Origin of the sequence: Devosia sp. Root105 (assembly GCF_001424865.1) — a bacterium.
Taxonomy (GTDB): Bacteria; Pseudomonadota; Alphaproteobacteria; order Rhizobiales; family Devosiaceae; genus Devosia_A.
Genome location: NZ_LMCR01000016.1, coordinates 294,213 through 316,165, shown reverse-complemented (window position 1 = coordinate 316,165; position 21,953 = coordinate 294,213). Strand labels below are relative to the sequence as shown.

Genomic DNA, 21,953 nt, shown 5'->3' with positions numbered 1-21,953 from the left:
TCGATTGACTACAAGCCGCTCGGCTCTGTGTAGCAGCTAAAGCTGCTGCACCACGTTGATCCAGAGACCAGACGGGTCCTTCAGGCTGAAGCGGCGCTGGCCGAAGGGTTCGTCGGTCAACGGGTAGTCGGGTTCCTTGCCGGTGGCGCGAACCTCTTCCAACGCCGCCGCGGCGTCCTGCACCTCGAGCTCCATGCTGGTGCCGGCGGTGTAGCCCTCGGGGCCCGGCGGCCACGACGGGTGGCTGGGCGACATGAAGGCGATGCTGGCGCCATCGGCCTGCATCAGCACGAACCACTCGTTCTCGAAGATCACCGAAAAGCTCAGGTGCCTGGCCCAGAAATCACGGCAGGCGATGAACTGGTCCGTGACGGTGATGGGGTAGCGGTCGATGAACTGCATGTCGGCCTCCTGTGCCAGGTTGGAGCGACAGGGATAGTGCACCGACCCTGACGGCTGATGTCAGGGTTTACGGCACGCAATGAGTCTCGATGACTGACGGTTCAGACCAGAAGCCAGCCCGGCGGCGAGCGATCGGTCGGATCGACCGGATACGGATAGTCCGGCCCGAACCACTGCTGGGGCCCGATAACCAGCTTGTCCGGCGCGGCGCCAAGCCACGCGGCCCACCAGCTGAAGGTCGAGTTCGCGATGATGAAGTGCCGGCACGAGGACATGAGGAACATATCCTCGTAGGCCGAGAAGCCGGTCACCGGCCGCAACCCCGGCCAGCCTGCCAGTTCGGCTTTTGCGATGTCGACATCGTCGCTGAACAGGAAGTAGGTGGGCTCCTCCACTCTCGCTTCCAGGGCGGATTTCGCCCTGAAATAGTGGTCGGCATGGAGCAGACCGAAGAAGGCAATCGTCTCGGGCGAGTCAGTGTAATCGCCACGCCGGATATGGACGGCGACAGGGTTTTTCGCCGCCGCGATCTCGGCGGCGAGTTCGGCGGTTCGCGGCGTTGCGAGCCGTTGCACGTCGAATGCCCGGCGAACCGATGCCTCGTGCCCTTCGAAATAGTGCCAGGATTGGAAGAAGCCGGACAAGGCGGCGGGGGCCTTCAACTCGAAAAACCGTGGATCAAACCCCTCGATGCTGACGAGTCGTGAGCCGCCGCGGAAGGGGTTGGGCAACAGCCGCAGCGCGGCGCCGATTCGGCGGCCGATCTTGAATGGCGGCACCCGCGCCGATTGCAGCTCGATGCCAAAGTCGCGCAGGCCCAGCCGGCGGTCGCCGCGATCCCTGCGCTCGTAGTGGCGGATGTCGAAACACAGCTCCGTCCCGAGTCGCTCCGACAGGGTCAACCCGGCCGCGTACTGGAACATCTGGTTCCCAAGGCCGCCGTAGATGTTGACTCCGACCAGGTTCGGTCGCGCGTTGGGCACGGTGCACTCTCCTTCTGCCGCCAATGACTATGGCGGCAAATTGTGTGGTTGTCAGTGTCCGAGCCGATGTGGCAGTGCTCAGCGGCCGCGGGCGTGATGGAATGGTAGACATACCGGACTTAAAATCCGGAGGGGGTATCCCCGTGTGGGTTCGAGTCCCACCGCCCGCACCACTCAAAGATCGGAATCATCCGCATGGCCGTTGAGCCGGTGGGGCAGTGTGGCTGACCGTGGGCCTGATGTCTCGCTCGTTGAACGCAACTGGCGTCACCCGAGCATGCCAGGGAGGATGTGCCTCGAAAAGAACGAAGGATGCTGCGGCTCTACCGAGGGCGGGTTGCCGCGTACGGTGCTGCGCTTCAGCTCGGCGATCAGCAGCAGCGCATCCTCGGCCTTGCGGTTGACCCGGTGCTCGCGATAGGCGGCAAGGATTTCCCGGCGCTCCTCTGAGGGGAGCAGCGCTTCCAGCGAGCGATCCTTGAAATAGAGCCGACAGGCTCGGTCCCAGATGCGCAGCTGTTCCGCCTCGGAGATGAGCTGCCGGTGGCGCAGGCGATCGAGCGTCGGCTTTACGTTGACCAGAGGCTCGGTCAACGGAGGGTAGCCGAGTTCTTCGGGGCCGTGGGAAATCGCGACCGCGGCATCATCGTCGAGAGCCCCGCTGCGATACGCCTGGGCAATTTCGCCGATGGGAACCATGCCGAACGCCGCGCATTCGGCCGCACGAAGCGCCCCCATCGAGGATGATCCGAGCACGGTCACCCCGCGTGCGAGCGCGAAGAGGATTTCCTTGTGCCAGGGCGCCGCCACGGCATCGAAAAAACCATCAACCAGGCCGATGGCCTCGGCGCCGTCGAGGACGGCTTGGGCGATGTCTCCCTGTTTTGCCGGCGGGCGGACGGAGATATCCGCCAGATCCGGCGTTTCGCCGTAAAGCGATGGCCCGACGAACAGCACCCTCATAGCGCCAGCACCTCGAGCGCCCGCCGACCAGGTGACCAGTTGACGTTGGTTTCCCTGTCCTCGAGCACCGCAGAAAGCGCCCGCACCACGGAGATGCCGTAGGGGGCACCGCCCAATTCGCTCCAGACGATCTCGGCGGTGGGCCCGATGCGCTCCGCCAACTGTTCGAGCAGTTGCGGCAATGGCGTATCAGGGGGCAGCCAAGCGGGGGCGCGCGCCTCGCCTGGGCCAGGATGCTCCAGGAACGCGATCGACTCGTCTGCCTGCTCGAAATACTCGGCAGGCAGGAAATCGTCCCGACCGCCCGCGATGTTGGTAATTCTGGTCTGCGCCGCTTCGGTGATGGCGCGGCCAATGGCGCGGGTTCCTGTCGGGTGGCAGCCATAACCTGCGGCGATATCGAACAATCTGGCGGTGTCGGAGGCACGCTCGCTGATCACTGCCATGACGCACGGAACGCCGAGGTTGGTGGTCTGGTCGAACAGCCGAAGCTCGAGGTCGGCATCCCCTATCTGTTTGCCGAATGCCCTGATCACGGCATCATCCACGGCCTCGATCGGGAACTCCGTCGCGAGCCTCGCGGCGTCGGGGAGGAGTGACCATAGGGAGGTGGCGTCTCGTTCCACCAACTCGCAGATGGCGTGAAACAGCGCTTCTTCGGTGGTGTTGCCCGAGGCGAGGCCGTTGGTGCTCCGGCCGACCTCCGGCAGGTCGGCGGCGTCCTCGCCGATGGTCAGGGCGTCGCGGGGGATCCAGAGGGGCTCATTGTGGGGCCAGCTGCTTCCCTGCAGCCAGCGGATCGGCGCGCCGGTGGGCAGCGGGCGATCGGGTGGCAAGAGGCGGGCCGCATCGTAGTAGCTCTCGCCGGCCAGCCGAAGCGCATCGGCAGTGGCAAGCCGCGAAGGGGTCTCCGATCGCTCCGCAACTGCGAACTCGGCGGCCTCCATCAGCGCCGATGCCATGGCGCTGGCATCGTCGCGCCCCTTTCCCTGGCTGACGCTAAGCGTCAGTCCAGCGGGCCGAATTGCTGAGAAGCAGGGGATGCCAATACGGTCGAGGCCAGTCTGGCGCGCCAGTCGGGTGATGCCGAGCGAGGCAAGATGCGGCCGCAATCGCTCAACGGTCAGCGCGGCCGGCGTATTGCGTTCGCCATACTCAAACCAGCTTGACGGCGTCGAAACGGCGCCGTCCACCGATTACTGCCGGAAGAACTTGCGGCTGGGAATGCGGGGCAGAGCCGGCAGGGCCTTGGCAACCTGGGTGATCTTCGGCGAAGCGGATGAAGTGTTCAATTGCAATACTCCTGATGACACGGCAGGAGGCCCACAATCGAATTAAGATAGAGTTTAGGCGTGGCGAGAGAAACCAGCCAAAAGCAAAGCGTTGAGATAGTGCGCCGTGTCGTCCGGATTGGGGGCCGGATAGAGGCTTTGCCACTTTTCAACCGTGAACCCGGGATCCCGGGCCAACGCTTGCTCCCGGTATGCTGCCGCAGCCTGCTTGTCGTGCAGCATCGCCGCGGAGGCCGCCATCAGGCGCAGCGCCAGCCCAGGGGACTCCATCGCTGACAATCTCGTCAGGGCCTGCCGGTATTCACCCCGGAAGAAGCTGACGGCTCCGGCGATCCAGTAATAGTCGTCCGGTGCCAGCGGATTGAGGGAAAGAGCCCGCGAGATCTTGGCTTCGGCTTCGTCGTGCCGGGAGAGGTGGGTGAGAACGTCTGCCTGGTCGACAAGCAGGTCAGCATGGTTCGGGGCGAACTCATGGGCCGCCTCGAAAAGCTCACGGGCGCCGGCGAGGTCATGCAGGTACAATGTGGCGTGGCCGATCTCGCGCAGGCTGGCGCTGTCGTTCGGTTCATAGCCGTAAGCGCGCTGCGCCAGATGTCGAGCTTCGTGGAGCAGTGTGCGATCCGCGCTGCCGCGCTCCAGCCACTCCAGTGTCTTGGTTCGCGCCAGCTGGGCCAGCGCCGGCGCAAAGTCCGGCGACAACTGGATCGAGCGCTCCAGCGATTTCTGGGCGCGAAGCAAGGAGTTGAGATCGTTGCGATCCCGCCGTTGCATGGCGATCAGGTAGTGGACATATGCCGATGCGGCGCCGGTCCGTCGATATTGCTGCAGTTCATAGGCGCCGATTTCGCCGCAGATCTTATCGACGAGTACTGCGCAAAAACTGTCATGGATGCCTTGCAGCGCACCCGAGCGCAGCTCGACTTCACTGCGGTAGATTCGCCGGCCCAGACCCGTTGCGACCACGTCGATACTCATCAACGCAAATGGCAGTTCTCGCTGGCAAAGCACGACGTCAGTCAGAACGACGTAGTCGGCGGGGAGCATCTCTTCCCAGATTGGACCGCTCGTCAGCTTCATTGCCGAGTGTGGCGCGATTACCTCGTAGAGGCGGCTCCTGCAGAGGCTGAGCGTAACATCTGTGACGAGCGACAGCGCGATCTTGTGATCTTGTACGTCAACCAGTGGCGAGCTGTGGCGTGGTGGAACAATCAGAAGTCGAGGAATAGTGCCGGTCGTTCGTTCTGCAACTGTTCCCGGGGGCTGTGACAGGTCAGTTCTCACATCAGGAAATCCGATTGAATTGAATGGCCGTCTCCTGTCCTGACCGTAGCCGCTATTTCTTGCGCGCGGAAGTACCGAGACGACGATATCTGCAACTAATGAAGTTTGCTGGGGCATCGCTGAGGTCATTCAACTCCCAGTTCACAGATGCGAGCTTCGGGCAGCTGCTCGCGATGCCGCTTTCGGCCAGATGTGGTTAGCGCGTAGTCCTCCACCGCAACCGTCGCTCCGAAAGCTCGGGCGGTCCTCGAGCCGTCGAGCTGCGACCTTGACAGCGGCCCGCCGGACATCGGAAGGCTTGAAAGGGCAGGGGCGGAACGTTCTGCAGGGCCCTCGGACGCAGGGTTCCGCAAGCGTCCTCGATCTCGAGCCCTACCGCCCGCGCCAGCTTTTGGAGGAAAGACCTATGCTGCTGAAGCTCGAGGTGCTGGAGGCGATCAAGCGCGGCGATGTCACGCTGCAGTTCCGGCGCTGGACCAGGCCGACAGTGAAGCCGGGCGGGACGCTGAAGACCAAGGTGGGGTTGCTGCAGATCGGCCGGATCGACGACATGTCGCCATCCGCCGTGACCGAGGCGGATGCGAAGAAGGCGGGTTTCAAGGATGTTGCCGAATTCAACAAGTGGCTCGGCACCATGAAGGAAGGCCCGCTGTTCCAGCGAATCGAGGTCAGCTATCTTGGCGAAGCACCATGATGCGGCTGGCGCTTTTCGCGGCCGCCCTGCTGCTAGGGGCGGTGCCGGCGGTGGCCGAGGAGGCCTGTGAGGCCTGGACGGCGGGCGCACAGGAGGACGAGGGTGGACTGGTGTTCACTGTCGCTGCCTGCGCCACGGATCGGCCGGATACCTACCTGTTCCTCACCTGCTCGGCCGGTGAGGTGTTCATCCGCTATGACCTCGCAGCGGGCGCCGAGCGGTCACCGGACCTGGGCGAGGTAACCGACGTCGACTTTACTGTGGGGGTCTCTACCCAGCGGCTGTCGATGAGCTACCAGGAAATGGATGGCTTGTTCGCCAGCGAGGTGCCGGCGAACGGACCGCTGATGGCGCTGCTGAAGTCGGGCGAGGGGCTGAGCGTCGTCGATGCCGACGGTCGCTATCCGATCCACAGCTTCGGTCTCACCGGTTCATCGGACGCGCTGTCTCGGTTAGTGCGGCAGTGTAGCTAAGCCCGCAGGCGCTCGCGTAGCCAGGGCTGGTCGTCGAGGCTGGGGCCGGTGACGGTGAAACGGCCGAGCGCGCCTTCGAGCGTGCGCTGCAGGACCACCAATGCCCGGACCCATTCGGTGTAGAGCCGGCGCGACCGGCGGACGCCGTCGAGCGAAACGCAGCGGGTATGGGCAGCGTGCCAATCGGGGCGGCGCGCCTCGCGGGCGAAACGGCGGATCACCGTGGCGTGCGGCACGGGCAGGGCGAGTACTGCCCAGTAGACCGTCAACGCGTCCGGATCGGCCCCGGTCGCCGTCTCCACCGACTGGTGGCGAAAGGCCCAGATGAGCAGGTCTTGAATGTCGATCCGTTGGGCCATTTCACCTCGCAGACGTCTGGAGCATTTCGCCGAAATGCTCCAAGTCCGTTGTTTGTCGCGCTTTCGAACCGGAAAAGTCTGCAAACCCCGCCTTCGCGGGGACGGGCCTTTTCCTGAAAGCGCTCCCAGTCTGTCGGGGAGAAACGGCCGACGAAATACCGAGTTTCCACATTTGCCGGGGATAGCGGGAGGGCTGGTTGATGCGGTGTGAAGCTCGGCGTCGCAGCTTCTGCGCAAATCGATATTGACCCTCACGTAGCGTCAGGGACTATCCCCTTATCCCGCGGAGAACGCGTGCGATGAAAACACTGACGGTCAAAGAGGTTGCGAAGCTTTCCGGGGTATCGGTCCGGACGCTGCACCACTACGACCAGATCGGCCTTCTGCGCCCCGCGTTCACCGGGCAGAACCGCTATCGCTACTACGGACAGGAGGAACTGCTGCGGTTGCAGCAGATCCTGCTGCATCGAGAGCTCGGCATCCCGCTGGGAGAGATCGGCGCCATCCTCGATGCGCCGGGCTTCGACCGGCTGCAAGCGCTGCGCCTGCAGCGCGAACGGCTGAACGAGGAAGCGAAGCGCTATGCCCAACTTGTCCGGACGATCGACCGCACGATCGCCAGTCTGGAAGGAGATCGCGCGATGAGAAACGCGGATTTGTACAAGGGCATCTCGCCCGACAAGCAGGCCGAGTATGAGGCCTGGCTGGTGGAACAGTACGGCGGTGACATGCCGGAGCGCATCGCGCTCAGCAAGCGCAAGTATGAAAGCCTGTCGGAAGCCGAAAAGCTTGAGCTCAACCAGGAGCTGCACGACATGGAGCAGGGGTTGGCCGAGGGTCTGCGCCGCGGCTTGCCGATGGGCTCACCCAGCCTCGATCCATTGCTCGGGCGGCATCGGGCGTGGGTGTCTCAGATGTGGGGCAGGCCGTGCCCGCCAGAGGCCTATGCCGGCCTCGCCGACCTCTATCTCTCGCACCCGGATTTCATCGCGCGCTATGAGGCGATCGAGCCGGGGTTCGCCGAGTACCTGTCCGGTTCGATGAAGGTCTATGCCAACCGGCAGGCGTAGGATCATGGCCGCCGGGTTAATTCGCCTGGCGGCCGGAACGTTTGGCCGCCGGCCTGCATTATTCGCCCCGAACGCCAAACCCCAGGGAGACCGGGAAATGCATAAGGACGAGATCAAGGGCACAGCCAAGCAGGCACGCGGCAATGTGAAGGAAGCCATCGGCAAGGCCACTGGCGACCGCAAGCTGCAGGCCGACGGCGCCGCCGACAAGGTGGAAGGCTCGGTCCAGAAGGCCGCCGGCAAGGTCAAGGAAGCGGCGCGCGACGCGCTCAAGCGCTGAGCTGCCGGATCGACTCGCGTGAAGGCCGCCCACCGGGCGGCCTTTTTGCATTACGCTGCAGGCATCCAGCATGGAGTCGCGGGCATGATCGGCAGCATCCTGACGGGCGTCATCGCCCTCATTCATATCTACATCCTGATCCTCGAGATGTTCCTGTGGGACAAGCCGCAGGGGATGAAGGCGTTCGGCACGACGCCGGCCTTCGCTGCCGAGACGAAGACGCTCGCCGCCAACCAGGGACTCTACAACGGGTTCCTCGCGGCCGGGTTGATCTGGGGCATCTGGCTGGGTGAGGCCGGCGATCCGATCAAAATCTTCTTCCTGCTCTGCGTTGCCGTCGCTGGTGCCTTCGGGGCGGTCACGGCTGGCCGCAAGATCTTGTTCATACAGACGATTCCCGCTGTCGTGGCGCTGGTTGCGGTGTGGCTCACCTGAGCTTTTGCACAAGCAGGCAGATACTCGTTTGGGCAAAAATTGCCCACGAGTGACGAACTGGCTAACCTTGCCCTGCGGACGGATCTGAGGGGCGATAGACAGTGAGCTATCTTGAGTCGAAGCGGAGGCCACGCCTCCGACCGGGGGCGGTGCCGCCCTATTTCCGGCACATGGCGGAGGTCCTATGACCTCGAGCAAGACAGGATCCGTCGCGTGGGCGGACGAGGCGCCGGCAGCGGCTTGGGAGCCTCGGCAAACTGGGGCGCGATCCACGGTGAAGCAGGTGGTGTTCCTGGTCGATTTCGGCATGGTCAGCCACGGGCTGGCCCCGCTGTTCGTCGACGGCCACGCCACCGAGATCGGCTTCTGGGGCTTTTCCAACGACATTATCCGCCGGCTGACGCGGCTCAACGAGCTCTACGACCGGCAGGTCAACTGGGACAACCCGAACGACCCGACCTGGCGGATCTCCGAGCGCGACCGCAACGAGTTCAACGCGCTGCTGCCGTTCCTCGTCTCGGAAATCCAGATCGCGCTCGGCGATAAGTGGGAAATCGTGCTGGAGAGTCAGCCGATCTAGGGCGACGCCTTACTCGAAGCTGTAGTGCAGCCGCACGCAGCCGGCGCCGAGGGTATTCGACGACAGCAGCTTGAGGCGCTTTTCGAACCCGGTGGCTGGGAACAGCGGGAAGCCGCCGCCGAGCAGTTGCGAGATGACATAGATCTCGATCTCGTCGAGTGCGCCGCGCTCCATGAACGCCATCTGCAGCTGGCCGCCACCGAGCATCCAGACGTCGCCGTCGTCAAGCGCACGCAGTTCGGCGACCAGCGCATCGATATCGGTGCGGGTCTCGAGCTGACCGATCGGCGCGGGCAGGGGGCGCGAGGTGACGACGATGACGCGCTGCTCGCCATAGGGCCACGGGATATTCTCGCGCACTAGCCAGTCATAGGTACCGCGGCCCATCACCACGGTGCGGATGCGCTTGATGAACAGGTTGTAGTCGAACTCACCCAGCTGCATATCGGTGCGCTGGGTGAGCCAGGTGAGGGACTCCTGAGGGTCGGCGATAAAGCCGTCGAGGCTCGAAGCGATGTAACCGACGATGCGGGCCATGACGATTCTCCTTGTTGGCACTTCTGTAAGGCGTTTATAAACGAACATTCGTTTATATTGGAAGCCATGTCCAGGCCCCGCAAGATTTCTGACGAGGATGTCGTAGAAGCAGTCGCCGCGCTGGTGTCGCGCGAAGGCCCGGCCGGCCTGACCTTCGCCTCGGCATCGGCAGTCACCGGCCTGTCGCCGGCGACACTGGTGCAGCGTTATGGCAATCGCGAGGCACTGCTGCGCGCGGCGCTGTTGTGGATGTGGGATCAGCTCGATCTCAACGTTGCCGGCGCCGATGCGAGCCATACGGTCGATCCGGAAGGGGCGATCGCGCTGCTGGTTCGGCTGTCGGCGGGTTATGGCGCGGGCGACGAGGCGGCGCAGGGCCTGCTGTTGCTGCGCGAGGACTTTCGCGATCCGGCGCTGCGGGCCCGGGGCGTGGCGTGGAACCAGGCGATGACGCAGGCGCTGGGGCGGCGACTCAGCCAGGATCCGGCGCGGCAGGAGTTGCTCGGCCGGCTGATGGCCAGCCAGTGGCAGGGCGCCGTGCTGTGGTGGGGGTTCTCGCGCGAGGGGACGCTGCGCGGGTTCCTCAGGCGCGAACTGCGCGAGTGGCTGATGGCGACGGGAATTTCGTAGTTTTCGGGTTCATTCCGCCGCGAACGCTCACTACATTCAGCCTCATGCACTACCGCATGCTCGACACGGCTCTGGGACCCATGGCGATCGGCTGGACCGATGCCGGGATTTCGCGCGTACTGCTGCCGGGCGATACGCCCGAGGAAATGCGGGCGCGGCTCGAGAAGTCCGGGGGCGTCGAGGATGCGAGCGGTCAGTCGGAGATCGCTGCGCGGATTCTCGCCTATGCCGAGGGGACGAACGACAATTTCGCCGATGTCGAACTCGACCTGTCACGGGTGCCCGAGGTCAACCGCCGCATCTACGAACATATCCGCGAACTCGCCTGGGGCGAGACCACCACCTATGGCGCGATCGCCCGCTGGCTCGGTGACGTGGCGCTGTCGCGGGCGGTGGGCGCTGCGATGGGCGCCAACCCGATCCCGCTGATCGTTCCCTGCCACCGGGTGCTGGCCGCCGACGGCCGCACCGGCGGCTTCTCATCGCCTGGTGGGGTCCGGGCCAAGATGGAAATGCTGGCGCTGGAAAAGGCTGCTTCGCCGACCGGGCAGTTCTCGTTCGGGTTCTAGGCCAGGGTCATTGCCCTCGCTTGAATACCTTCAGGTGGCCGAGTTGCTTGACCACCCTGCTGGCCACGGTTTCGATCGGATCTGCGATCGAAACCGCCAGCACGTTCTCATCCGGGTCGGGGCGCTCGAGCGTCGCAAACTGGCTGTCGAGCAGCTTTGGGCTCATGAACTCGTGGTTGCGGGCCTCGATGCGCTTGCGGATGGTGTCGATGTCGCCATCGAGGAAGACGAAGAGGATCGGCTCTCCCGCCTTTTCGGTGAGGAAATCGCGATAGGCGCGCTTCAGCGACGAGCAGGCGCCGACCGCGACGCCCTTTTGCTCGGCCGCGTCATGCAGCGCGCCGGCCAGCGTCTCCAGCCAGGGCCAGCGGTCCGCGTCGGTGAGCGGGATGCCGTTGCGCATCTTTTCCTTGTTGGCGGGCGGGTGATAGCCGTCGCCATCGAGGAACGGAGCGTGCAGCCGCCGCGCTATGGCCGCGCCGGTCGCCGATTTGCCTGACGACGACACCCCCATGGCGATGATGATGCGGGCATTCTCAAACGGTGGCAGTGAAGGCGCCGTCGACATAGAGGATGTGTCCGTTGACGAAGGTGGAAGCCTCGGAGGCAAGGAAGACGGCGGCGCCGCCCAGTTCGGCGGGTTCGCCCCAGCGGCCCATGGGCGTGCGCTTTTCGACCCAGGCGTTGAACTCCTGGTTCTTCAGCAGCGCCTCGTTGAGCTCGGTGCGGATGTAGCCGGGAGCTATGCCGTTGACGTTGAGGCCGTGCCTGGACCAATCGACCGCCATGCCGCGGGTCAGGTTGGCGATGGCGGCTTTGCTGGCGGCATAAGGCACTACCGAGGTGCGGGCAAAGTTGCTCAGCACCGAGCAGATATTGATGATCTTGCCGTGCTTGCGGGCGATCATGCCGCGCGCCACGGCGCGGCCGACGATGAAGGCCGAGGTCAGGTTGGTGTCGATGACCTGCTTGAACTTTTCGAGCGGCCATTCCTCGAGCGGCGCGCGGTGCTGCATGCCTGCATTGTTGACGAGGATATCGATCGGGCCGATCTCCGTCTCGGCGTGGGCAATGGCGTCTTCGACGCTGTCCTCGCTGGTGACGTCGAAGGCCAGCGCCTTGACGTTCAGCGCGCCGTCATCAGCGAGACGAGCGGCGGCCTCCCCGAGGGCTGCAGGATCGCGGCCGTTGAGGATCACCTCGGCGCCGGCGCCGGCGAGCGCCGCGGCGATGCCGAAGCCGATGCCGCGGCTCGAGCCGGTGACCAGAGCGCGCTTGCCGCTCAGATTGAATAGAGAAATCGAGTCCAAAGTCAGTGCCCCTCCCAGGCTCAGGCGGCGCGAGACTAGTAGATGACGCGCGGCTTGGTAAGACCAAGAGACCTTCGTGGTGAGGGACGTGCACAGCGTAGCTGCGTCCGGTCCCCGATGGGGTGGCATTCGGGCGTCGCCCGTGCCAAAAAGCCGCGCAAAGAAATCCTAATGACTCCCAATGGAGATAATGATGGCGTCTGCCGATATCGGCCTGATCGGGCTCGCAGTAATGGGCTCCAATCTGGCGCTCAACATCGCCGAGAACGGCTACACCATCGCGGTGCACAACCGCACTGCCTCGAAGATCGATGATTTCGTCGCGATGGCGAAAGAGCAGGGGCTTGATCAGAAGGTCGTCCCGGAAGCGGACCTCGTGCAGTTCATCCAGTCGGTGAAGCGGCCGCGCTCGATCATCATCATGGTCAAGGCCGGTAAGCCGGTCGACGAGATGATCGAGCAGCTGCTGCCGCATCTCGAAGCGGGCGACGCCATCCTCGAATGCGGCAACTCGCTCTACACCGACAGCCAGCGGCGCTACGAGTATCTGAAATCCAAGAGTATCGGCTTTCTCGGTATCGGCGTTTCCGGTGGCGAAGAAGGTGCGCGCCATGGCCCGTCGATCATGGTGGGTGGCCCCGAGCAGCAGTGGAAGAACGCCCAGCCGATCCTCGAGGCGATCTCGGCCAAGTTCAACGGCGAGCCGTGCTGCGCCTATCTCGGCGAAGGCGGCGCGGGCCACTTCGTCAAGATGATCCACAACGGCATCGAGTATGGCGACATGCAGATGATCGCCGAAACCTATGGCGTGATGCGCGACGGGCTGGGGATGAACCCGGCGGCCGCCGCAAAAGTGTTCAAGGACTGGAACCAGGGTCCGCTGAACTCCTACCTGATCGAGATCACCGGCTATGTGCTCGAGGCGATCGAGCCCAGGACCGGCAAGCCCCTGGTCGAGCTGATCCTCGACAAGGCCGGCCAGAAGGGCACCGGCACCTGGACCGCCATCGCGGCGCAGCAGCTCGCGGTGCCGGCCACCGCGATCGAGGGCGCCGTCGCGGCGCGCTCGATCTCGTCGCGGAAGGATGAGCGCGTGGCGGCCGAGGCGGCCTACGGCAAGCCGTCCGCCGGCAAGGCCGACGTATCGCTCGCTGAGCTCGAGAAGGCGCTGCTGGCGGGCAAGATCGTCTCCTATGCGCAGGGCTTTGCGGTGCTGTCGAAGGCCTCGGAAGAGTTCGGCTGGAACCTGCCGCTCGCCACCATCGCCAAGATCTGGCGCGCCGGCTGCATCATCCGCTCGCGCTTCCTCGACCAGATGTCGGCAGCCTACGCCAAGGGCGAAGCCACCAACCTGCTGATGGTGCCGGACTTCGTCACCATCATGCAGGACGCGCACAAATCGCTGCGGAAGATCGTCGCGGCAGGGGCGATCGGCGAGTTCCCGCTGATCTGTCTCAGCGCCTCGCTCGCCTATTTCGACAGCTACCGTCAGGCGCAGGGCACGGCCAACCTGACGCAGGGCCAGCGCGACTTCTTCGGTGCGCACGGCTTCATCCTCACCGACCGTGAAGGCGAGCAGCACGGCAAGTGGCCGTCAACGCTGGGGAAGTAAGCAACACCCGCAGCACCAAGAAAAATCCCCGCGAAAGCGGGGATCTTCATTTGTGCTATTCGCCTGCCGGGCGCTCGACCGGATCGCCGTTCTCGTCATGCGGCGGGGTCTGCTGCTGGCCGGGCTGACCCATTTCGTGGATGTGATCCTTCTTCGCCACGCGCGGGCGATGCATCAGGTCGAAGCGGCGCACCGTGTAAATGAAGAGCAGCGCCGCGACGATCACCAGGATGCCGGCGCCAAGGAACGGCGCGCCCGGGAAATAGCCCGGCGTGCCGGGTTGGGCCTGGGTGAAGTGGCTGAAGAGCTGGGTTGCCAGCAGGGGCCCAAGAATCGAGGCCAGCGAGTTGGTGGCGTTGATGGCGCCCTGCAACTCGCCCTGCGCATCGTCGGGCACCTGGCGCGACATCAGCGAGTTGATGGCCGGGCCGGCGACACCGGCGAGCGAACCGAAGATCAGGAAGAAGTAGAGCGGAATCTCGGAGTGGATCGAGGCCGTGCCGATAAAGGCGATCGCGGCGGCCAGCATGCCGAGCAGCACCGTGGACCACTCGCCGATCCGTTTGGTCAAGAGGCCGACCAGCAGGGCCTGGCTGGCGGCGAAGCCCAGGCCGAAGCACCCAAGTGCGACACCAATCTGGGCGGAGGAAAAGCTCAGCACTTCGATTGTGAAGAAGTTCCACACCGAGGGGAAGGACTGGCTGGCGAGGACGAACATGCCGAGCGAACCCATCAGCCAGAGGACGACCGGGTTCTTGCTCAAGCTCCACAGCACGCCGAACGGGTTGGCGCGGCGGATATCGAACTTGCGCCGCTTGTCCTTTGCAAGGCTCTCGGGGAGGACGAAGAAGCCGAACAGCAGGTTGGCGCCGGCGAGAATAGCCGCGGCGTAGAACGGCCAGCGCGGTCCCAGCTCGCCGAGCAGGCCGCCGATGACCGGGCCGAAGATGAAGCCGAGGCCGAAGGCGGCGCCGATCAGCCCGAAGCGGTGGGCGCGTTTCTCACGTGGAGTGATGTCGGCGATGTAGGCGGTTGCTGTCGCCACCGAGGCGCCGGAGATGCCGGCAATGGTGTGGCCGATAAAGATCAGCACCATCGAGTTGGCAAAGCCCATGATGGTATAGTCGATGGTCAGCCCCGCCAGTGCGATCAGGATGATCGGGCGGCGGCCGAAGCGGTCGGACAGGTTGCCGAGCGCCGGGCCAAACAGGAACTGCATCAGCGAATAGGCAAAAACCAGATAGCCGCCGATCACCGCGGCCTGTGCGACGCTGCCACCCGAGAGCTGGCCGATCAGTTGCGGCAGCACCGGCAGGATGATGCCGTAGCCCAGCATATCCAGGAAGATGGTGATGAGCACGCAGGCGAGCGTGAGATTGGATTGCGGAGAAACAGGCATGCGGGGCGATTATTCCCAGTTTTGGAGCGGCAGTTGACACATCGCCTTCAACGAAGGCAAGCGCCAACGGTTTAGTGAACATCCTGGCGCGGCGAGCGCGGTGCAGGGGGCAGTCCCTCGGGGTCGGGTGCGGCGTCGTAGCCGTAGAGCCAGCCGAGGCGCTGCAAATGCCCGCGCGGCCCCTGCAGCTTCACCACGGCGTTGCGGGCGAGGGTGAACGGCCACTCCAGGTGGAAGGCAAAGCCGTTGGAGTTGGAAAGGTTCCGGACCCGCTCGACGCGCGGCTGGCGGAGCGCGGCATAGCGGCGAAGCGCCGAGTCGGCGTCGGCTTCGGTCATCAGCAGCGGCGCGAGGATGGCGGCATCCTCGATGGCCATGGCGGCGCCCTGCGCCTGGAACGGCAGCATGGCGTGGGCGGCATCGCCGATTATGCCGACGCCGCCTTCGGACCAGGTCGGCGTGGTGATGGTGGAGACCGGCCAAAAACCCCACTGGTCGCCGGCGGCCTCGCGGATGGCGGCGAACTGCCGGCTCTTCAGGGCCGCCCAGGGCAAGTCAGGGGCGCGTGGCGGCTCGGCGCCAAAGGTGCGTGCTGCCTTGGATTTGGCGAACAGCGCGACGTTGACCTGGTGACGGTGCGGTAACGGGTAGGTTACGGCATGATAGCCCGGCCCCCAGAGCAGGCTGGTGCGATCCGCCGCCAAGACGCCATCGAGCGCCGACTGGCCGAGGGTGATGCGCCAGGCGACCATGCCGGAATAGGTCGCCTCGGGGCCCATCAGCACGCCGGTGCGGGTGCGCGAGTTGACCCCGTCGGCGCCGATGAAGGCAAAGGCCCGGGCCGAGCGCGATTTGCCATCGGCCTCATCGACGGTGACCGAAACGCCGCGCGAGTGGCTCACCACGTCGTAGGCCCGGACGCCGAACAGCAGGTCGATATTGGCGAAGCGCTTGCAGGCCCGGTACAGCACCTCGGCGAGATCGGCGCGGTGCATCACGGTATAGGGCACGCCGAAGCGCTGCTCCATCACCCGGCCAAGTTCCAGCGTCAGCAGCGGCTGATTGGCACCATAAGGATAGACGTCGATGCCCTCGGGCTCGAACGCCTTGGCGGCCAGCGCCTTGTCGAGGCCCAGCCGGTTGAGGATCTTTCGCGCGTTGGGACTGACCTGCAACCCAGCGCCGACTTCCTGCACCTGCGTGTGCCGTTCGAGCACCACGACGGTGGCGCCGAACTTGGCGAGCGCCAGCGCCAGCGTCATGCCGGCAATGCCCGCTCCCGCGATGTAGACGGTGCGTCCGTTGCCGGACATCGGGAAATCAGGCGGCTTCGGAGTGATAGACGGCCGAGAGCGGCTCGGAGGTGCCGGGCGCCAGCTGCGGGTTGAACACGTAGAGCGTCGAGCAGTACGAGCAGACCGTCTCGTTGTCCTTGCCCATGTCGATATAGATGTGCGGATGGTCGAACGGGGGCAGGGCGCCGACGCACATGAACTCCTTGGAGCCGACCTCGATGCGCGGCAGACCCTGGGTATTGTGGAAATGCGGGGTGCTCTCGTGCGCCATCGGGTGGTCCTCGGGTTCGAATTCGGCCGGAACATAACGGCGCGAAGCCGGGAAGCCAAGAGTCCGCTTGATGATCCGGCGGGGGCGGCTCGCGCCAGCGGATGTAGCTTTGACGATGCCTCCACACTTGCTAAACCAGCGCCCCAATCGAAAGGCCGCTCCCTTGCCCCAGTTCAGCTCAGCCGGAATTTCCATCGCCTATGACGTGCATGGCGAGGGCAGGCCGATCCTCCTGATCCACGGCTTCGGCTCGTCGGGGAAGGTCAATTGGATCGACACGGGCTGGGTGGAGACACTGGTGGAGGCGGGGTACCAGCCGATCACCTTCGACAATCGCGGCCATGGCGCTTCGCGAAAACTCTATGACGCGCAGCTCTATTTCGCGCATGAGATGGCGAGGGACGCCAAGCGGCTGCTGGACCATCTCGGCATCGGCAGGGCACCGATCATGGGCTACTCGATGGGCGCCCGCATCGCCGCCTACCTGATGCTGCAGGATCCGGACGCGGTCAGCTGCGCCGTGTGGGGCGGCATGGGGCTCAACCTGATCTCGGGGCTCGAGGACAGCGAGGAGATCATCTCGGCGCTGACCGCCGAGTCGCTGGACCAGGTGACCGGGCGCACCGGCCGGCAGTTCCGCATCTTTGCCGACCACAACAAGGCGGACCGCGCGGCGCTCGCCGCCTGCATGGTCAACTCGCGCGAGCCGATGCGCGAGGCCGATGTCCGGCGTATCAGCCAGCCGGTGCTGGTGGCGGTGGGCAGCGACGACGACATGGCGGGCTCGGCGGCAGGACTCGCGGCGCTGCTGCCTGAGGGCGAGGCGTTCACCATCGAGCGGCGCGATCACATGCGCGCGACCGGCGACAAGCAGTTCAAGGCGGCGGCACTGGAATTCCTCGCGCGGCACGCCCAGGAGTAACCATTCAGCGCGAGTTCAGCGGCCGCGAACCAATCTGCGCGCTATGGGTTGGTATCGGAGCACGTTTTGGCTTATATCGGCATCCGCCGATGGAGAGCGTTATGAGCACGAATTTGAGAACGGCCAATGTCACGGCCATGGACCCGGTGTGGGACGCGGTGGTTTCGGGAGCCCGCCAGGTGGTGGCCAGCGAACCGTCGCTGACCAATCTGCTCTATTCCAACGTGCTCAACCACGACGGCTTCGAAGATGCGCTCGCCCACCGTCTGGCCGAGCGACTTGACCACCCGGATGTTTCAGCCGACCTGATCCGCCAGGCCTTCCGCGAAGCGCAGGAGTCGCGCCCGGAGATCGGGCTCGAGGCGCGCGCCGATCTCGCAGCGACGCTGGAGCGCGATCCCGCCTTGCACAAGGCGGTCGATTGCTTCCTCTATTTCAAGGGTTTCCATGCCATCCAGACGCACCGCTTCGCGCATGCTCTGTGGCTGATGGGGCGCAAGGATTTCGCGCTTTATCTGCAGAGCCGCTCGAGCGCGGTGTTCCAGGTCGATATCAACCCGGCGGCGCGCATCGGCAAGGGCATCATGCTCGACCATGCCACCGGCTTCGTGGTCGGCGAGACCGCCAGCATCGGTGACAATGTCTCGATCCTGCAGGGCGTGACGCTGGGCGGCACCGGCAAGTCCGAGGAAGATCGCCACCCCAAGATCGGCAATGGCGTGCTGATCGGCGCGCACGCCGTGGTGCTGGGCAATATCCGCGTGGGCGACTGCGCGCGTATCGGCGCCGGCTCGGTGGTGGTCAAGGAAGTGCCGCCGCGGGTGACAGTGGCCGGCGTTCCGGCGCGGATCATCGGCGAGGCCGGCACGCCGCATCCGGCGTCCGTGATGGATCAACTGGCCGTGGTGCAGGACCTCACCGGCTGATTCTGCCGCTGATTGGCGGCGCTTCCGCCATTTTTTGCGCTCTTCATCGCGGAAAAATGCGCGGCACGGGATTGCCCGCCGGGGCGCAATGCCTATTGTGGCGATCCCAAATCGACCCCCGCGAATGCCCTTGAAGGAGCCGCCGTGAACCATCCTGAAATCATCAAGCTCCAGAAGTTTCTGCAGCAGAAGTTCGGCAACCGGAACATCGATGTCCGCCCGCGCAACAAGCAGAACGACAGCGTGGAAGTGTATCTGGGCGAGGAATTCCTCGGCCTGATCTATGTCGACGACGAGGACGGCGATCGTTCCTACAACTTCCAGATGGCTATTCTGGACGTCGACCTGGACGAGATCCACTAAGCAGAGCCTGCACGGCGCGCGCCTCAGAGCGCGCCGATCTGCCCCAGCCTGGCGGTGAGTTCCGCGTCGAAATCACGCCAGTGTTGCAGCGCGGGTTCGGGGAAGGCGTAGACCGCCGCGATGCCCGGCCCGAGATAGACTGTCCTCAGGCACTGGCCTGTCGCCGCCGAGGCAATCGGCTTCGAACATTTGGCGACGAACGGCTCGGCCGACAGCGGGTCGTACCAGACCACTTCATCGGTATAACCCCCGTCGGCCCGCAAAGGCTTGCCCACGAGACCCGGTGGGCCGGCCAGTTGCTCGGGCAGGAACTGGTGGAGATATACTCCGTCGAGCAGGGCTGCGCTCGGCCGCGCCCGGCTGCGCGGCAGCAGCGTCACATCCACCGGCTCGCTATGTCCGTCGACACCGAACGGCAGCTCGAAGCGCAGGTCGATCTGTTTGGCAAAGCCTTCGATCCGCTGCTCTTCGTAGCGAAACCAGGATAGCGGAATTTCGAGATCGCGCCCGCCGAGCGTGCGGGTCAGGGTGGTCTCAGTGTCAAGGCGGTGCGCCTGCGTTCGGGCGCTGCGGCCAGCGGCGTCGATCAGGTAGGCAAAGCCGATTCCGACGAGAGCCAGCAGCACGGCGATGGCGGCGAGATTGAAGCCGATCGCGTGGTGATGGGGTCTGTGGACCTGAGCCTCGCGGGCCATCGCTCTCAAATTAACCAGTGTTGTGTGCGTCAGGTGACATCCCACTGGGCGCTGGATATGCTTAACAAAGAGTTAAGACGATCATTCAGAGGGTGCGTGAATGCTCAGGGAATTGCTGCTGGCAGGCTTGATCATGGCGGTTGGGCTCGCCATCGCCGGTGTCGGCACCTACCTCTATCAGTGGCTGGCGAAGGCACAGGCAGTGCTGCGCTATGACGGCAAGACCATTGCCCACGGCCTCGGCTACCTGGCACTGAGCTTCGTGTGTGGTCCGATCATCATGCTACAGCTGGGCTGGCAGCATGATCGCAACGGTACACTGTCGATCAGTTCGGCGTTGATCGCTGCATTCGTCGGCTTCGGCTGGGCCTTCATCACCGGCCTGATGTTCGTCGGCACCTATTTCGCGCTGACGGCGTAAGCCAGCTGCTGGCCAGCGCGTGGCGCCACCCGTTCCCGTCGAGCTGAAGCCGCATGACCGGCTTTGGGCAAGTGCCGTAGCGGCGGAAGCCGAGCGGCTTGCCGTGACGCTTGGCGAGGAACTGCTTGCCGTCCATCACGTCGGATCGACCGCCATCCCGGGCATCGTGGCGAAGCCCACCCTGGACATTGTCCCCGTGGTTCGCTCACTGGACGCGCTCGATGCCATGCGGCTGGAGGTGGAGGCACTGGGGTATCGATGGTGGGGGGAGTACGGCCTCGCCGGCCGGCGGTTTTGTACGCTCGACGATCCTGAGACCGGCAAGCGCCGCGTTCACCTGCATTGCTACCAGGTGGGTGCTGCCGCGATCGGGCGACATCTGGCGTTTCGCGACTATCTGGTGGCTCACGCCGAGCTCGCCGCCCAGTACGAGGCCGTGAAGCGACACTGCTTCGAGGAGCATCACGCCAGCTCGCACGACTACAGCACCTGTAAGGGTGATTGGATAAGGCGCATCGAAGCCGAGGCGCTGGCTGCGCTCGGCTGACGCTTACTTCGACGCAACGAAGGTGGTGCGGGGATCGACTAGGTCGACCCACTGGCCGGCGTCGGCCTGCGACTGGCGCTTCAAGTAGGTGTAGGGCGTCTCGTTCCAGACGAGGATGCGGCCATCCTGGTTGTCGAGCACGAGGTCGCCACGGTCGGTACGGACCATCAGCACGGCATGGCCGGTGCCCTTGGCTTCGCGGACCACGGTGACCAGCAGGGTCGACGGGTTCCAGCCGGCAGCGATCAGCGCCTTGCGCTTGGCCAGCGCGAAATCCTCGCAGTCGCCATAGCCGTCATCGGGGTACGCCCAGTACTCGGCGACCTTGTAATAGTCCTCGTCGGTGATGGCGGTGATAGCCGAATTGACGACGTTGTTGATCTGCACCAGCTCAGACCAGCGGGCTTCGTTCAGCGCCATGGCGCCAACGGCGTTCGGGTTGGCCTTGCATTCGCTGCGATGCGACTTGCAGAACTCGGAGGCGCCCACCGGGATGCTGGTGATGCCGCCGGCCGGAGCGAAGGCGGGGTTGGTGAAATCGACCTGGTCGGCATGTGCCGGCATGGCGAGAATGAATGCCGCCATCCCGATTGCGACTGCCGCTGCGATGAACCCTTTGAACTTCGACATCGTGGTTGCCCCCTGACGGAAGCCACGATGCCGGGGCCGAATTGCCCCGAACGAAAAACTGCAAGCTAGTTTTTATGCGAATTCGAACGGTCCTGGTGAGGACTCGTTAGGCATAGCGGGGCGGATGGAAATGAGAGGCGGGTTAGAGCGCTCGTAACGAAACGGCGAAGCGCTCTAGTTGACCCGGAGGTTCTGCTGCACGACGGTGAGCATTTCCTGGGCTGAGACGAACTCGACCGCGACGCCGTCGCCGAAATGACGGACGACGCGGGCGCGCATGCGGCCGAGCGTCACCGGGGTACCCATGGCGGGGCGGACGGCAAGCTCGATCGCGGCACCCGAGAGCGAGATGTCGATGATCTTGCAATTGTAGCGGCGGCCATCGTCGAGGACGACAGTGGAGTGCCGGTTGTCGGGCACCACGCGCTCGTGCCGGCGGTCTTCCGGCAGGTTGAGCAGGTCCTTGTTGGCGAGCCAGGTCAACTGGGCCGCCATCTTGTCACGCTTACGCGAGGTCGCGACGATGTCCATCTTGAAGCCGCCGTCGATGACGTCGGTGACGTCACCTTCGATGCGGCCGAGATGATCGATGTAGGCGATGACGCGTTCGCCGGCGATCCCCGAGATCGGCGCGATCACCACGGCGTCGCCCGGCGACATTTCGAGCACCTGGCAGGGAAATTCACGGCGATCGGTAAGCATGTAGCGGCCGAGCAGCGAGACCCTGACGCGCTGGAAGCGCGGCAGCTGCGCATACGAGCGGGCAGGTCGCGCAGAGCGTGCGTTATCGGTGAGCATCAGAGGGACCTGCCGGGGCCAAGCGATTGATTGGCCTACACTAGTCCGCTCTTGGTTAATCGAAGGTAAGGCTTGCGGCGCGTAATGCGCCAAATCGGCGATTTTCGGAGCAGCATTGCGTTTCCTTGAACCGCACTGCTACTCCAAGTCCTTGGTTGTCGCGAGATCGAAGCGGAAAAGTCTGCAATCCCCGCCTTCGCGGGGACGGGCTTTTTC

29 protein-coding genes and 1 tRNA gene are annotated in these 21,953 nt (G+C 64.5%); 15 read left to right on the top strand and 15 right to left on the bottom strand.

Going from position 1 to position 21,953, the window contains the following annotated elements; translation table 11 throughout:
- Positions 1-36 precede the first annotated feature (36 nt).
- Entirely contained in the window at positions 37-402 is a 366-nt protein-coding gene (locus ASC68_RS17685) for a VOC family protein (protein WP_055882101.1), read from the bottom strand.
- 101 nt (positions 403-503) lie between these two features.
- Complete coding sequence (locus ASC68_RS17680; RefSeq protein WP_055882098.1) at positions 504-1,385, bottom strand: alpha-1,2-fucosyltransferase; 882 nt, start codon at positions 1,383-1,385, stop codon at positions 504-506.
- Between the two features lie 87 nt (positions 1,386-1,472).
- On the opposite strand from ASC68_RS17680, the gene ASC68_RS17675 reads away from it, so the two are divergent.
- Positions 1,473-1,558, top strand: a tRNA-Leu gene (locus ASC68_RS17675).
- Positions 1,559-1,652: 94 nt separating this feature from the next.
- On the opposite strand, the gene ASC68_RS17670 is transcribed toward ASC68_RS17675, so the two are convergent.
- From ASC68_RS17670 to ASC68_RS17660, 3 genes are all read right to left on the bottom strand, one after another.
- Positions 1,653-2,348 carry a TfuA-like protein gene (locus ASC68_RS17670; RefSeq protein ID WP_055882094.1) on the bottom strand — a complete coding sequence of 232 codons (696 nt, stop codon included), beginning with the start codon at positions 2,346-2,348 and terminating at the stop codon, positions 1,653-1,655.
- The gene (locus ASC68_RS17665) at positions 2,345-3,541 is read right to left on the bottom strand and encodes a YcaO-like family protein (RefSeq protein WP_055882091.1); all 1,197 of its coding nucleotides are present in this window, start codon (positions 3,539-3,541) and stop codon (positions 2,345-2,347) included. Before ASC68_RS17665 ends, ASC68_RS17670 begins: the two co-directional genes overlap by 4 nt.
- A 153-nt stretch (positions 3,542-3,694) precedes the next feature.
- The gene (locus ASC68_RS17660; protein WP_055882088.1) at positions 3,695-4,717 is read right to left on the bottom strand and encodes a hypothetical protein; all 1,023 of its coding nucleotides are present in this window, start codon (positions 4,715-4,717) and stop codon (positions 3,695-3,697) included.
- A 610-nt stretch (positions 4,718-5,327) separates the two neighbouring features.
- On the opposite strand from ASC68_RS17660, the gene ASC68_RS17655 reads away from it, so the two are divergent.
- Together ASC68_RS17655 and ASC68_RS17650 are read left to right on the top strand one after the other, a co-directional pair.
- A complete protein-coding gene (locus tag ASC68_RS17655; protein WP_055882087.1) occupies positions 5,328-5,615 on the top strand; it encodes a hypothetical protein in 288 nt (95 codons plus the stop codon).
- Positions 5,615-6,088 carry a hypothetical protein gene (locus tag ASC68_RS17650; RefSeq protein ID WP_156387371.1) on the top strand — a complete coding sequence of 158 codons (474 nt, stop codon included), beginning with the start codon at positions 5,615-5,617 and terminating at the stop codon, positions 6,086-6,088. Before ASC68_RS17655 ends, ASC68_RS17650 begins: the two co-directional genes overlap by 1 nt.
- Here the strand turns inward: ASC68_RS17650 and ASC68_RS17645 are convergent.
- On the bottom strand, positions 6,085-6,447 hold the full coding sequence (locus ASC68_RS17645) for a hypothetical protein (RefSeq protein ID WP_055882081.1): 363 nt from the start codon (positions 6,445-6,447) through the stop codon (positions 6,085-6,087). The genes ASC68_RS17650 and ASC68_RS17645 overlap by 4 nt on opposite strands.
- Before the next feature lie 299 nt (positions 6,448-6,746).
- On the opposite strand from ASC68_RS17645, the gene ASC68_RS17640 reads away from it, so the two are divergent.
- The 4 genes from ASC68_RS17640 to ASC68_RS17625 all read left to right on the top strand — a co-directional run bounded on the left by ASC68_RS17640 (position 6,747) and on the right by ASC68_RS17625 (position 8,812).
- Positions 6,747-7,517, top strand: coding sequence for a MerR family transcriptional regulator (locus ASC68_RS17640; protein WP_055882079.1), 771 nt, complete (start codon positions 6,747-6,749; stop codon positions 7,515-7,517).
- Positions 7,518-7,614: 97 nt separating this feature from the next.
- Complete coding sequence (locus ASC68_RS17635; protein WP_055882077.1) at positions 7,615-7,797, top strand: CsbD family protein; 183 nt, start codon at positions 7,615-7,617, stop codon at positions 7,795-7,797.
- An 84-nt stretch (positions 7,798-7,881) separates the two neighbouring features.
- A complete protein-coding gene (locus tag ASC68_RS17630; RefSeq protein WP_055882075.1) occupies positions 7,882-8,232 on the top strand; it encodes a DUF1304 domain-containing protein in 351 nt (116 codons plus the stop codon).
- Between the two features lie 274 nt (positions 8,233-8,506).
- Positions 8,507-8,812, top strand: a complete 306-nt coding sequence (locus ASC68_RS17625; RefSeq protein ID WP_055882073.1) for a hypothetical protein — start codon at positions 8,507-8,509, stop codon at positions 8,810-8,812.
- Between the two features lie 9 nt (positions 8,813-8,821).
- On the opposite strand, the gene ASC68_RS17620 is transcribed toward ASC68_RS17625, so the two are convergent.
- Positions 8,822-9,349, bottom strand: a complete 528-nt coding sequence (locus ASC68_RS17620; RefSeq protein WP_055882070.1) for a dihydrofolate reductase family protein — start codon at positions 9,347-9,349, stop codon at positions 8,822-8,824.
- Between the two features lie 66 nt (positions 9,350-9,415).
- On the opposite strand from ASC68_RS17620, the gene ASC68_RS17615 reads away from it, so the two are divergent.
- Together ASC68_RS17615 and ASC68_RS17610 are read left to right on the top strand one after the other, a co-directional pair.
- Positions 9,416-9,979, top strand: a complete 564-nt coding sequence (locus ASC68_RS17615) for a TetR/AcrR family transcriptional regulator (protein WP_055882067.1) — start codon at positions 9,416-9,418, stop codon at positions 9,977-9,979.
- A 56-nt stretch (positions 9,980-10,035) separates the two neighbouring features.
- Positions 10,036-10,548, top strand: coding sequence for a methylated-DNA--[protein]-cysteine S-methyltransferase (locus ASC68_RS17610; RefSeq protein ID WP_197421280.1), 513 nt, complete (start codon positions 10,036-10,038; stop codon positions 10,546-10,548).
- A 7-nt stretch (positions 10,549-10,555) separates the two neighbouring features.
- Here ASC68_RS17610 and ASC68_RS17605 read toward each other — a convergent pair whose 3' ends face one another.
- Complete coding sequence (locus tag ASC68_RS17605; protein WP_055882063.1) at positions 10,556-11,116, bottom strand: gluconokinase; 561 nt, start codon at positions 11,114-11,116, stop codon at positions 10,556-10,558.
- Positions 11,085-11,858 (bottom strand): glucose 1-dehydrogenase, encoded by a 774-nt coding sequence (locus tag ASC68_RS17600; protein WP_055882059.1) that lies wholly within the window; start codon positions 11,856-11,858, stop codon positions 11,085-11,087. Before ASC68_RS17600 ends, ASC68_RS17605 begins: the two co-directional genes overlap by 32 nt.
- Before the next feature lie 193 nt (positions 11,859-12,051).
- On the opposite strand from ASC68_RS17600, the gene gndA reads away from it, so the two are divergent.
- Positions 12,052-13,470: an NADP-dependent phosphogluconate dehydrogenase gene (gene gndA, locus ASC68_RS17595; protein WP_055882056.1), complete on the top strand. Its 1,419-nt coding sequence runs from the start codon at positions 12,052-12,054 to the stop codon at positions 13,468-13,470.
- A 55-nt stretch (positions 13,471-13,525) separates the two neighbouring features.
- On the opposite strand, the gene ASC68_RS17590 is transcribed toward gndA, so the two are convergent.
- The 3 genes from ASC68_RS17590 to ASC68_RS17580 all read right to left on the bottom strand — a co-directional run bounded on the left by ASC68_RS17590 (position 13,526) and on the right by ASC68_RS17580 (position 16,435).
- A complete protein-coding gene (locus ASC68_RS17590; protein ID WP_055882053.1) occupies positions 13,526-14,869 on the bottom strand; it encodes a TCR/Tet family MFS transporter in 1,344 nt (447 codons plus the stop codon).
- 71 nt (positions 14,870-14,940) lie between these two features.
- Complete coding sequence (locus ASC68_RS17585) at positions 14,941-16,182, bottom strand: FAD-dependent monooxygenase (RefSeq protein WP_055882049.1); 1,242 nt, start codon at positions 16,180-16,182, stop codon at positions 14,941-14,943.
- A 7-nt stretch (positions 16,183-16,189) separates the two neighbouring features.
- The gene (locus ASC68_RS17580) at positions 16,190-16,435 is read right to left on the bottom strand and encodes a zinc-finger domain-containing protein (protein WP_055882046.1); all 246 of its coding nucleotides are present in this window, start codon (positions 16,433-16,435) and stop codon (positions 16,190-16,192) included.
- A gap of 163 nt (positions 16,436-16,598) precedes the next feature.
- Between ASC68_RS17580 and ASC68_RS17575 the strand changes: the two genes are divergently transcribed.
- The 3 genes from ASC68_RS17575 (at position 16,599) to ASC68_RS17565 (ending at position 18,646) form a co-directional block, all read left to right on the top strand.
- On the top strand, positions 16,599-17,357 hold the full coding sequence (locus ASC68_RS17575; RefSeq protein ID WP_055882043.1) for an alpha/beta fold hydrolase: 759 nt from the start codon (positions 16,599-16,601) through the stop codon (positions 17,355-17,357).
- Positions 17,358-17,458: 101 nt separating this feature from the next.
- Positions 17,459-18,283, top strand: a complete 825-nt coding sequence (gene cysE / locus ASC68_RS17570; RefSeq protein ID WP_055882041.1) for a serine O-acetyltransferase — start codon at positions 17,459-17,461, stop codon at positions 18,281-18,283.
- A 144-nt stretch (positions 18,284-18,427) separates the two neighbouring features.
- Positions 18,428-18,646, top strand: a complete 219-nt coding sequence (locus tag ASC68_RS17565) for a DUF3126 family protein (RefSeq protein WP_055049303.1) — start codon at positions 18,428-18,430, stop codon at positions 18,644-18,646.
- Between the two features lie 23 nt (positions 18,647-18,669).
- Here the strand turns inward: ASC68_RS17565 and ASC68_RS17560 are convergent, their stop codons facing one another.
- Entirely contained in the window at positions 18,670-19,341 is a 672-nt protein-coding gene (locus ASC68_RS17560) for a hypothetical protein (protein WP_055882038.1), read from the bottom strand.
- A 100-nt stretch (positions 19,342-19,441) separates the two neighbouring features.
- Here ASC68_RS17560 and ASC68_RS17555 point away from each other — a divergent pair, with 100 nt between their 5' ends.
- Together ASC68_RS17555 and ASC68_RS17550 are read left to right on the top strand one after the other, a co-directional pair.
- Entirely contained in the window at positions 19,442-19,762 is a 321-nt protein-coding gene (locus ASC68_RS17555) for a hypothetical protein (protein WP_055882035.1), read from the top strand.
- 19 nt (positions 19,763-19,781) lie between these two features.
- Positions 19,782-20,309: a GrpB family protein gene (locus tag ASC68_RS17550; RefSeq protein ID WP_055882032.1), complete on the top strand. Its 528-nt coding sequence runs from the start codon at positions 19,782-19,784 to the stop codon at positions 20,307-20,309.
- A 3-nt stretch (positions 20,310-20,312) separates the two neighbouring features.
- Here ASC68_RS17550 and ASC68_RS17545 read toward each other — a convergent pair whose 3' ends face one another.
- Together ASC68_RS17545 and ASC68_RS17540 are read right to left on the bottom strand one after the other, a co-directional pair.
- The gene (locus ASC68_RS17545; RefSeq protein ID WP_055882029.1) at positions 20,313-20,939 is read right to left on the bottom strand and encodes a transglutaminase-like cysteine peptidase; all 627 of its coding nucleotides are present in this window, start codon (positions 20,937-20,939) and stop codon (positions 20,313-20,315) included.
- Between the two features lie 174 nt (positions 20,940-21,113).
- Positions 21,114-21,737, bottom strand: coding sequence for a PilZ domain-containing protein (locus ASC68_RS17540; protein ID WP_055882026.1), 624 nt, complete (start codon positions 21,735-21,737; stop codon positions 21,114-21,116).
- Between the last annotated feature and the right edge of the window lie 216 nt (positions 21,738-21,953).

Excerpts from the sequence above, each read along its gene's own strand:
- ASC68_RS17685 (WP_055882101.1), bottom strand. The coding sequence starts at position 402 with ATGCAGTTCATCGACCGCTACCCCATCACCGTCACGGACCAGTTCATC.
- ASC68_RS17670 (WP_055882094.1), bottom strand. The coding sequence starts at position 2,348 with ATGAGGGTGCTGTTCGTCGGGCCATCGCTTTACGGCGAAACGCCGGAT.
- ASC68_RS17660 (WP_055882088.1), bottom strand. The coding sequence starts at position 4,717 with ATGAAGCTGACGAGCGGTCCAATCTGGGAAGAGATGCTCCCCGCCGAC.
- ASC68_RS17655 (WP_055882087.1), top strand. The coding sequence starts at position 5,328 with ATGCTGCTGAAGCTCGAGGTGCTGGAGGCGATCAAGCGCGGCGATGTC.
- ASC68_RS17650 (WP_156387371.1), top strand. The coding sequence starts at position 5,615 with ATGCGGCTGGCGCTTTTCGCGGCCGCCCTGCTGCTAGGGGCGGTGCCG.
- ASC68_RS17645 (WP_055882081.1), bottom strand. The coding sequence starts at position 6,447 with ATGGCCCAACGGATCGACATTCAAGACCTGCTCATCTGGGCCTTTCGC.
- ASC68_RS17640 (WP_055882079.1), top strand. The coding sequence starts at position 6,747 with ATGAAAACACTGACGGTCAAAGAGGTTGCGAAGCTTTCCGGGGTATCG.
- ASC68_RS17635 (WP_055882077.1), top strand. The coding sequence starts at position 7,615 with ATGCATAAGGACGAGATCAAGGGCACAGCCAAGCAGGCACGCGGCAAT.
- ASC68_RS17630 (WP_055882075.1), top strand. The coding sequence starts at position 7,882 with ATGATCGGCAGCATCCTGACGGGCGTCATCGCCCTCATTCATATCTAC.
- ASC68_RS17620 (WP_055882070.1), bottom strand. The coding sequence starts at position 9,349 with ATGGCCCGCATCGTCGGTTACATCGCTTCGAGCCTCGACGGCTTTATC.
- ASC68_RS17615 (WP_055882067.1), top strand. The coding sequence starts at position 9,416 with ATGTCCAGGCCCCGCAAGATTTCTGACGAGGATGTCGTAGAAGCAGTC.
- ASC68_RS17610 (WP_197421280.1), top strand. The coding sequence starts at position 10,036 with ATGCTCGACACGGCTCTGGGACCCATGGCGATCGGCTGGACCGATGCC.
- ASC68_RS17605 (WP_055882063.1), bottom strand. The coding sequence starts at position 11,116 with ATGTCGACGGCGCCTTCACTGCCACCGTTTGAGAATGCCCGCATCATC.
- gndA (WP_055882056.1), top strand. The coding sequence starts at position 12,052 with ATGGCGTCTGCCGATATCGGCCTGATCGGGCTCGCAGTAATGGGCTCC.
- ASC68_RS17590 (WP_055882053.1), bottom strand. The coding sequence starts at position 14,869 with ATGCCTGTTTCTCCGCAATCCAATCTCACGCTCGCCTGCGTGCTCATC.
- ASC68_RS17585 (WP_055882049.1), bottom strand. The coding sequence starts at position 16,182 with ATGTCCGGCAACGGACGCACCGTCTACATCGCGGGAGCGGGCATTGCC.
- ASC68_RS17580 (WP_055882046.1), bottom strand. The coding sequence starts at position 16,435 with ATGGCGCACGAGAGCACCCCGCATTTCCACAATACCCAGGGTCTGCCG.
- cysE (WP_055882041.1), top strand. The coding sequence starts at position 17,459 with ATGAGCACGAATTTGAGAACGGCCAATGTCACGGCCATGGACCCGGTG.
- ASC68_RS17560 (WP_055882038.1), bottom strand. The coding sequence starts at position 19,341 with ATGGCCCGCGAGGCTCAGGTCCACAGACCCCATCACCACGCGATCGGC.
- ASC68_RS17555 (WP_055882035.1), top strand. The coding sequence starts at position 19,442 with ATGCTCAGGGAATTGCTGCTGGCAGGCTTGATCATGGCGGTTGGGCTC.
- ASC68_RS17545 (WP_055882029.1), bottom strand. The coding sequence starts at position 20,939 with ATGTCGAAGTTCAAAGGGTTCATCGCAGCGGCAGTCGCAATCGGGATG.
- ASC68_RS17540 (WP_055882026.1), bottom strand. The coding sequence starts at position 21,737 with ATGCTCACCGATAACGCACGCTCTGCGCGACCTGCCCGCTCGTATGCG.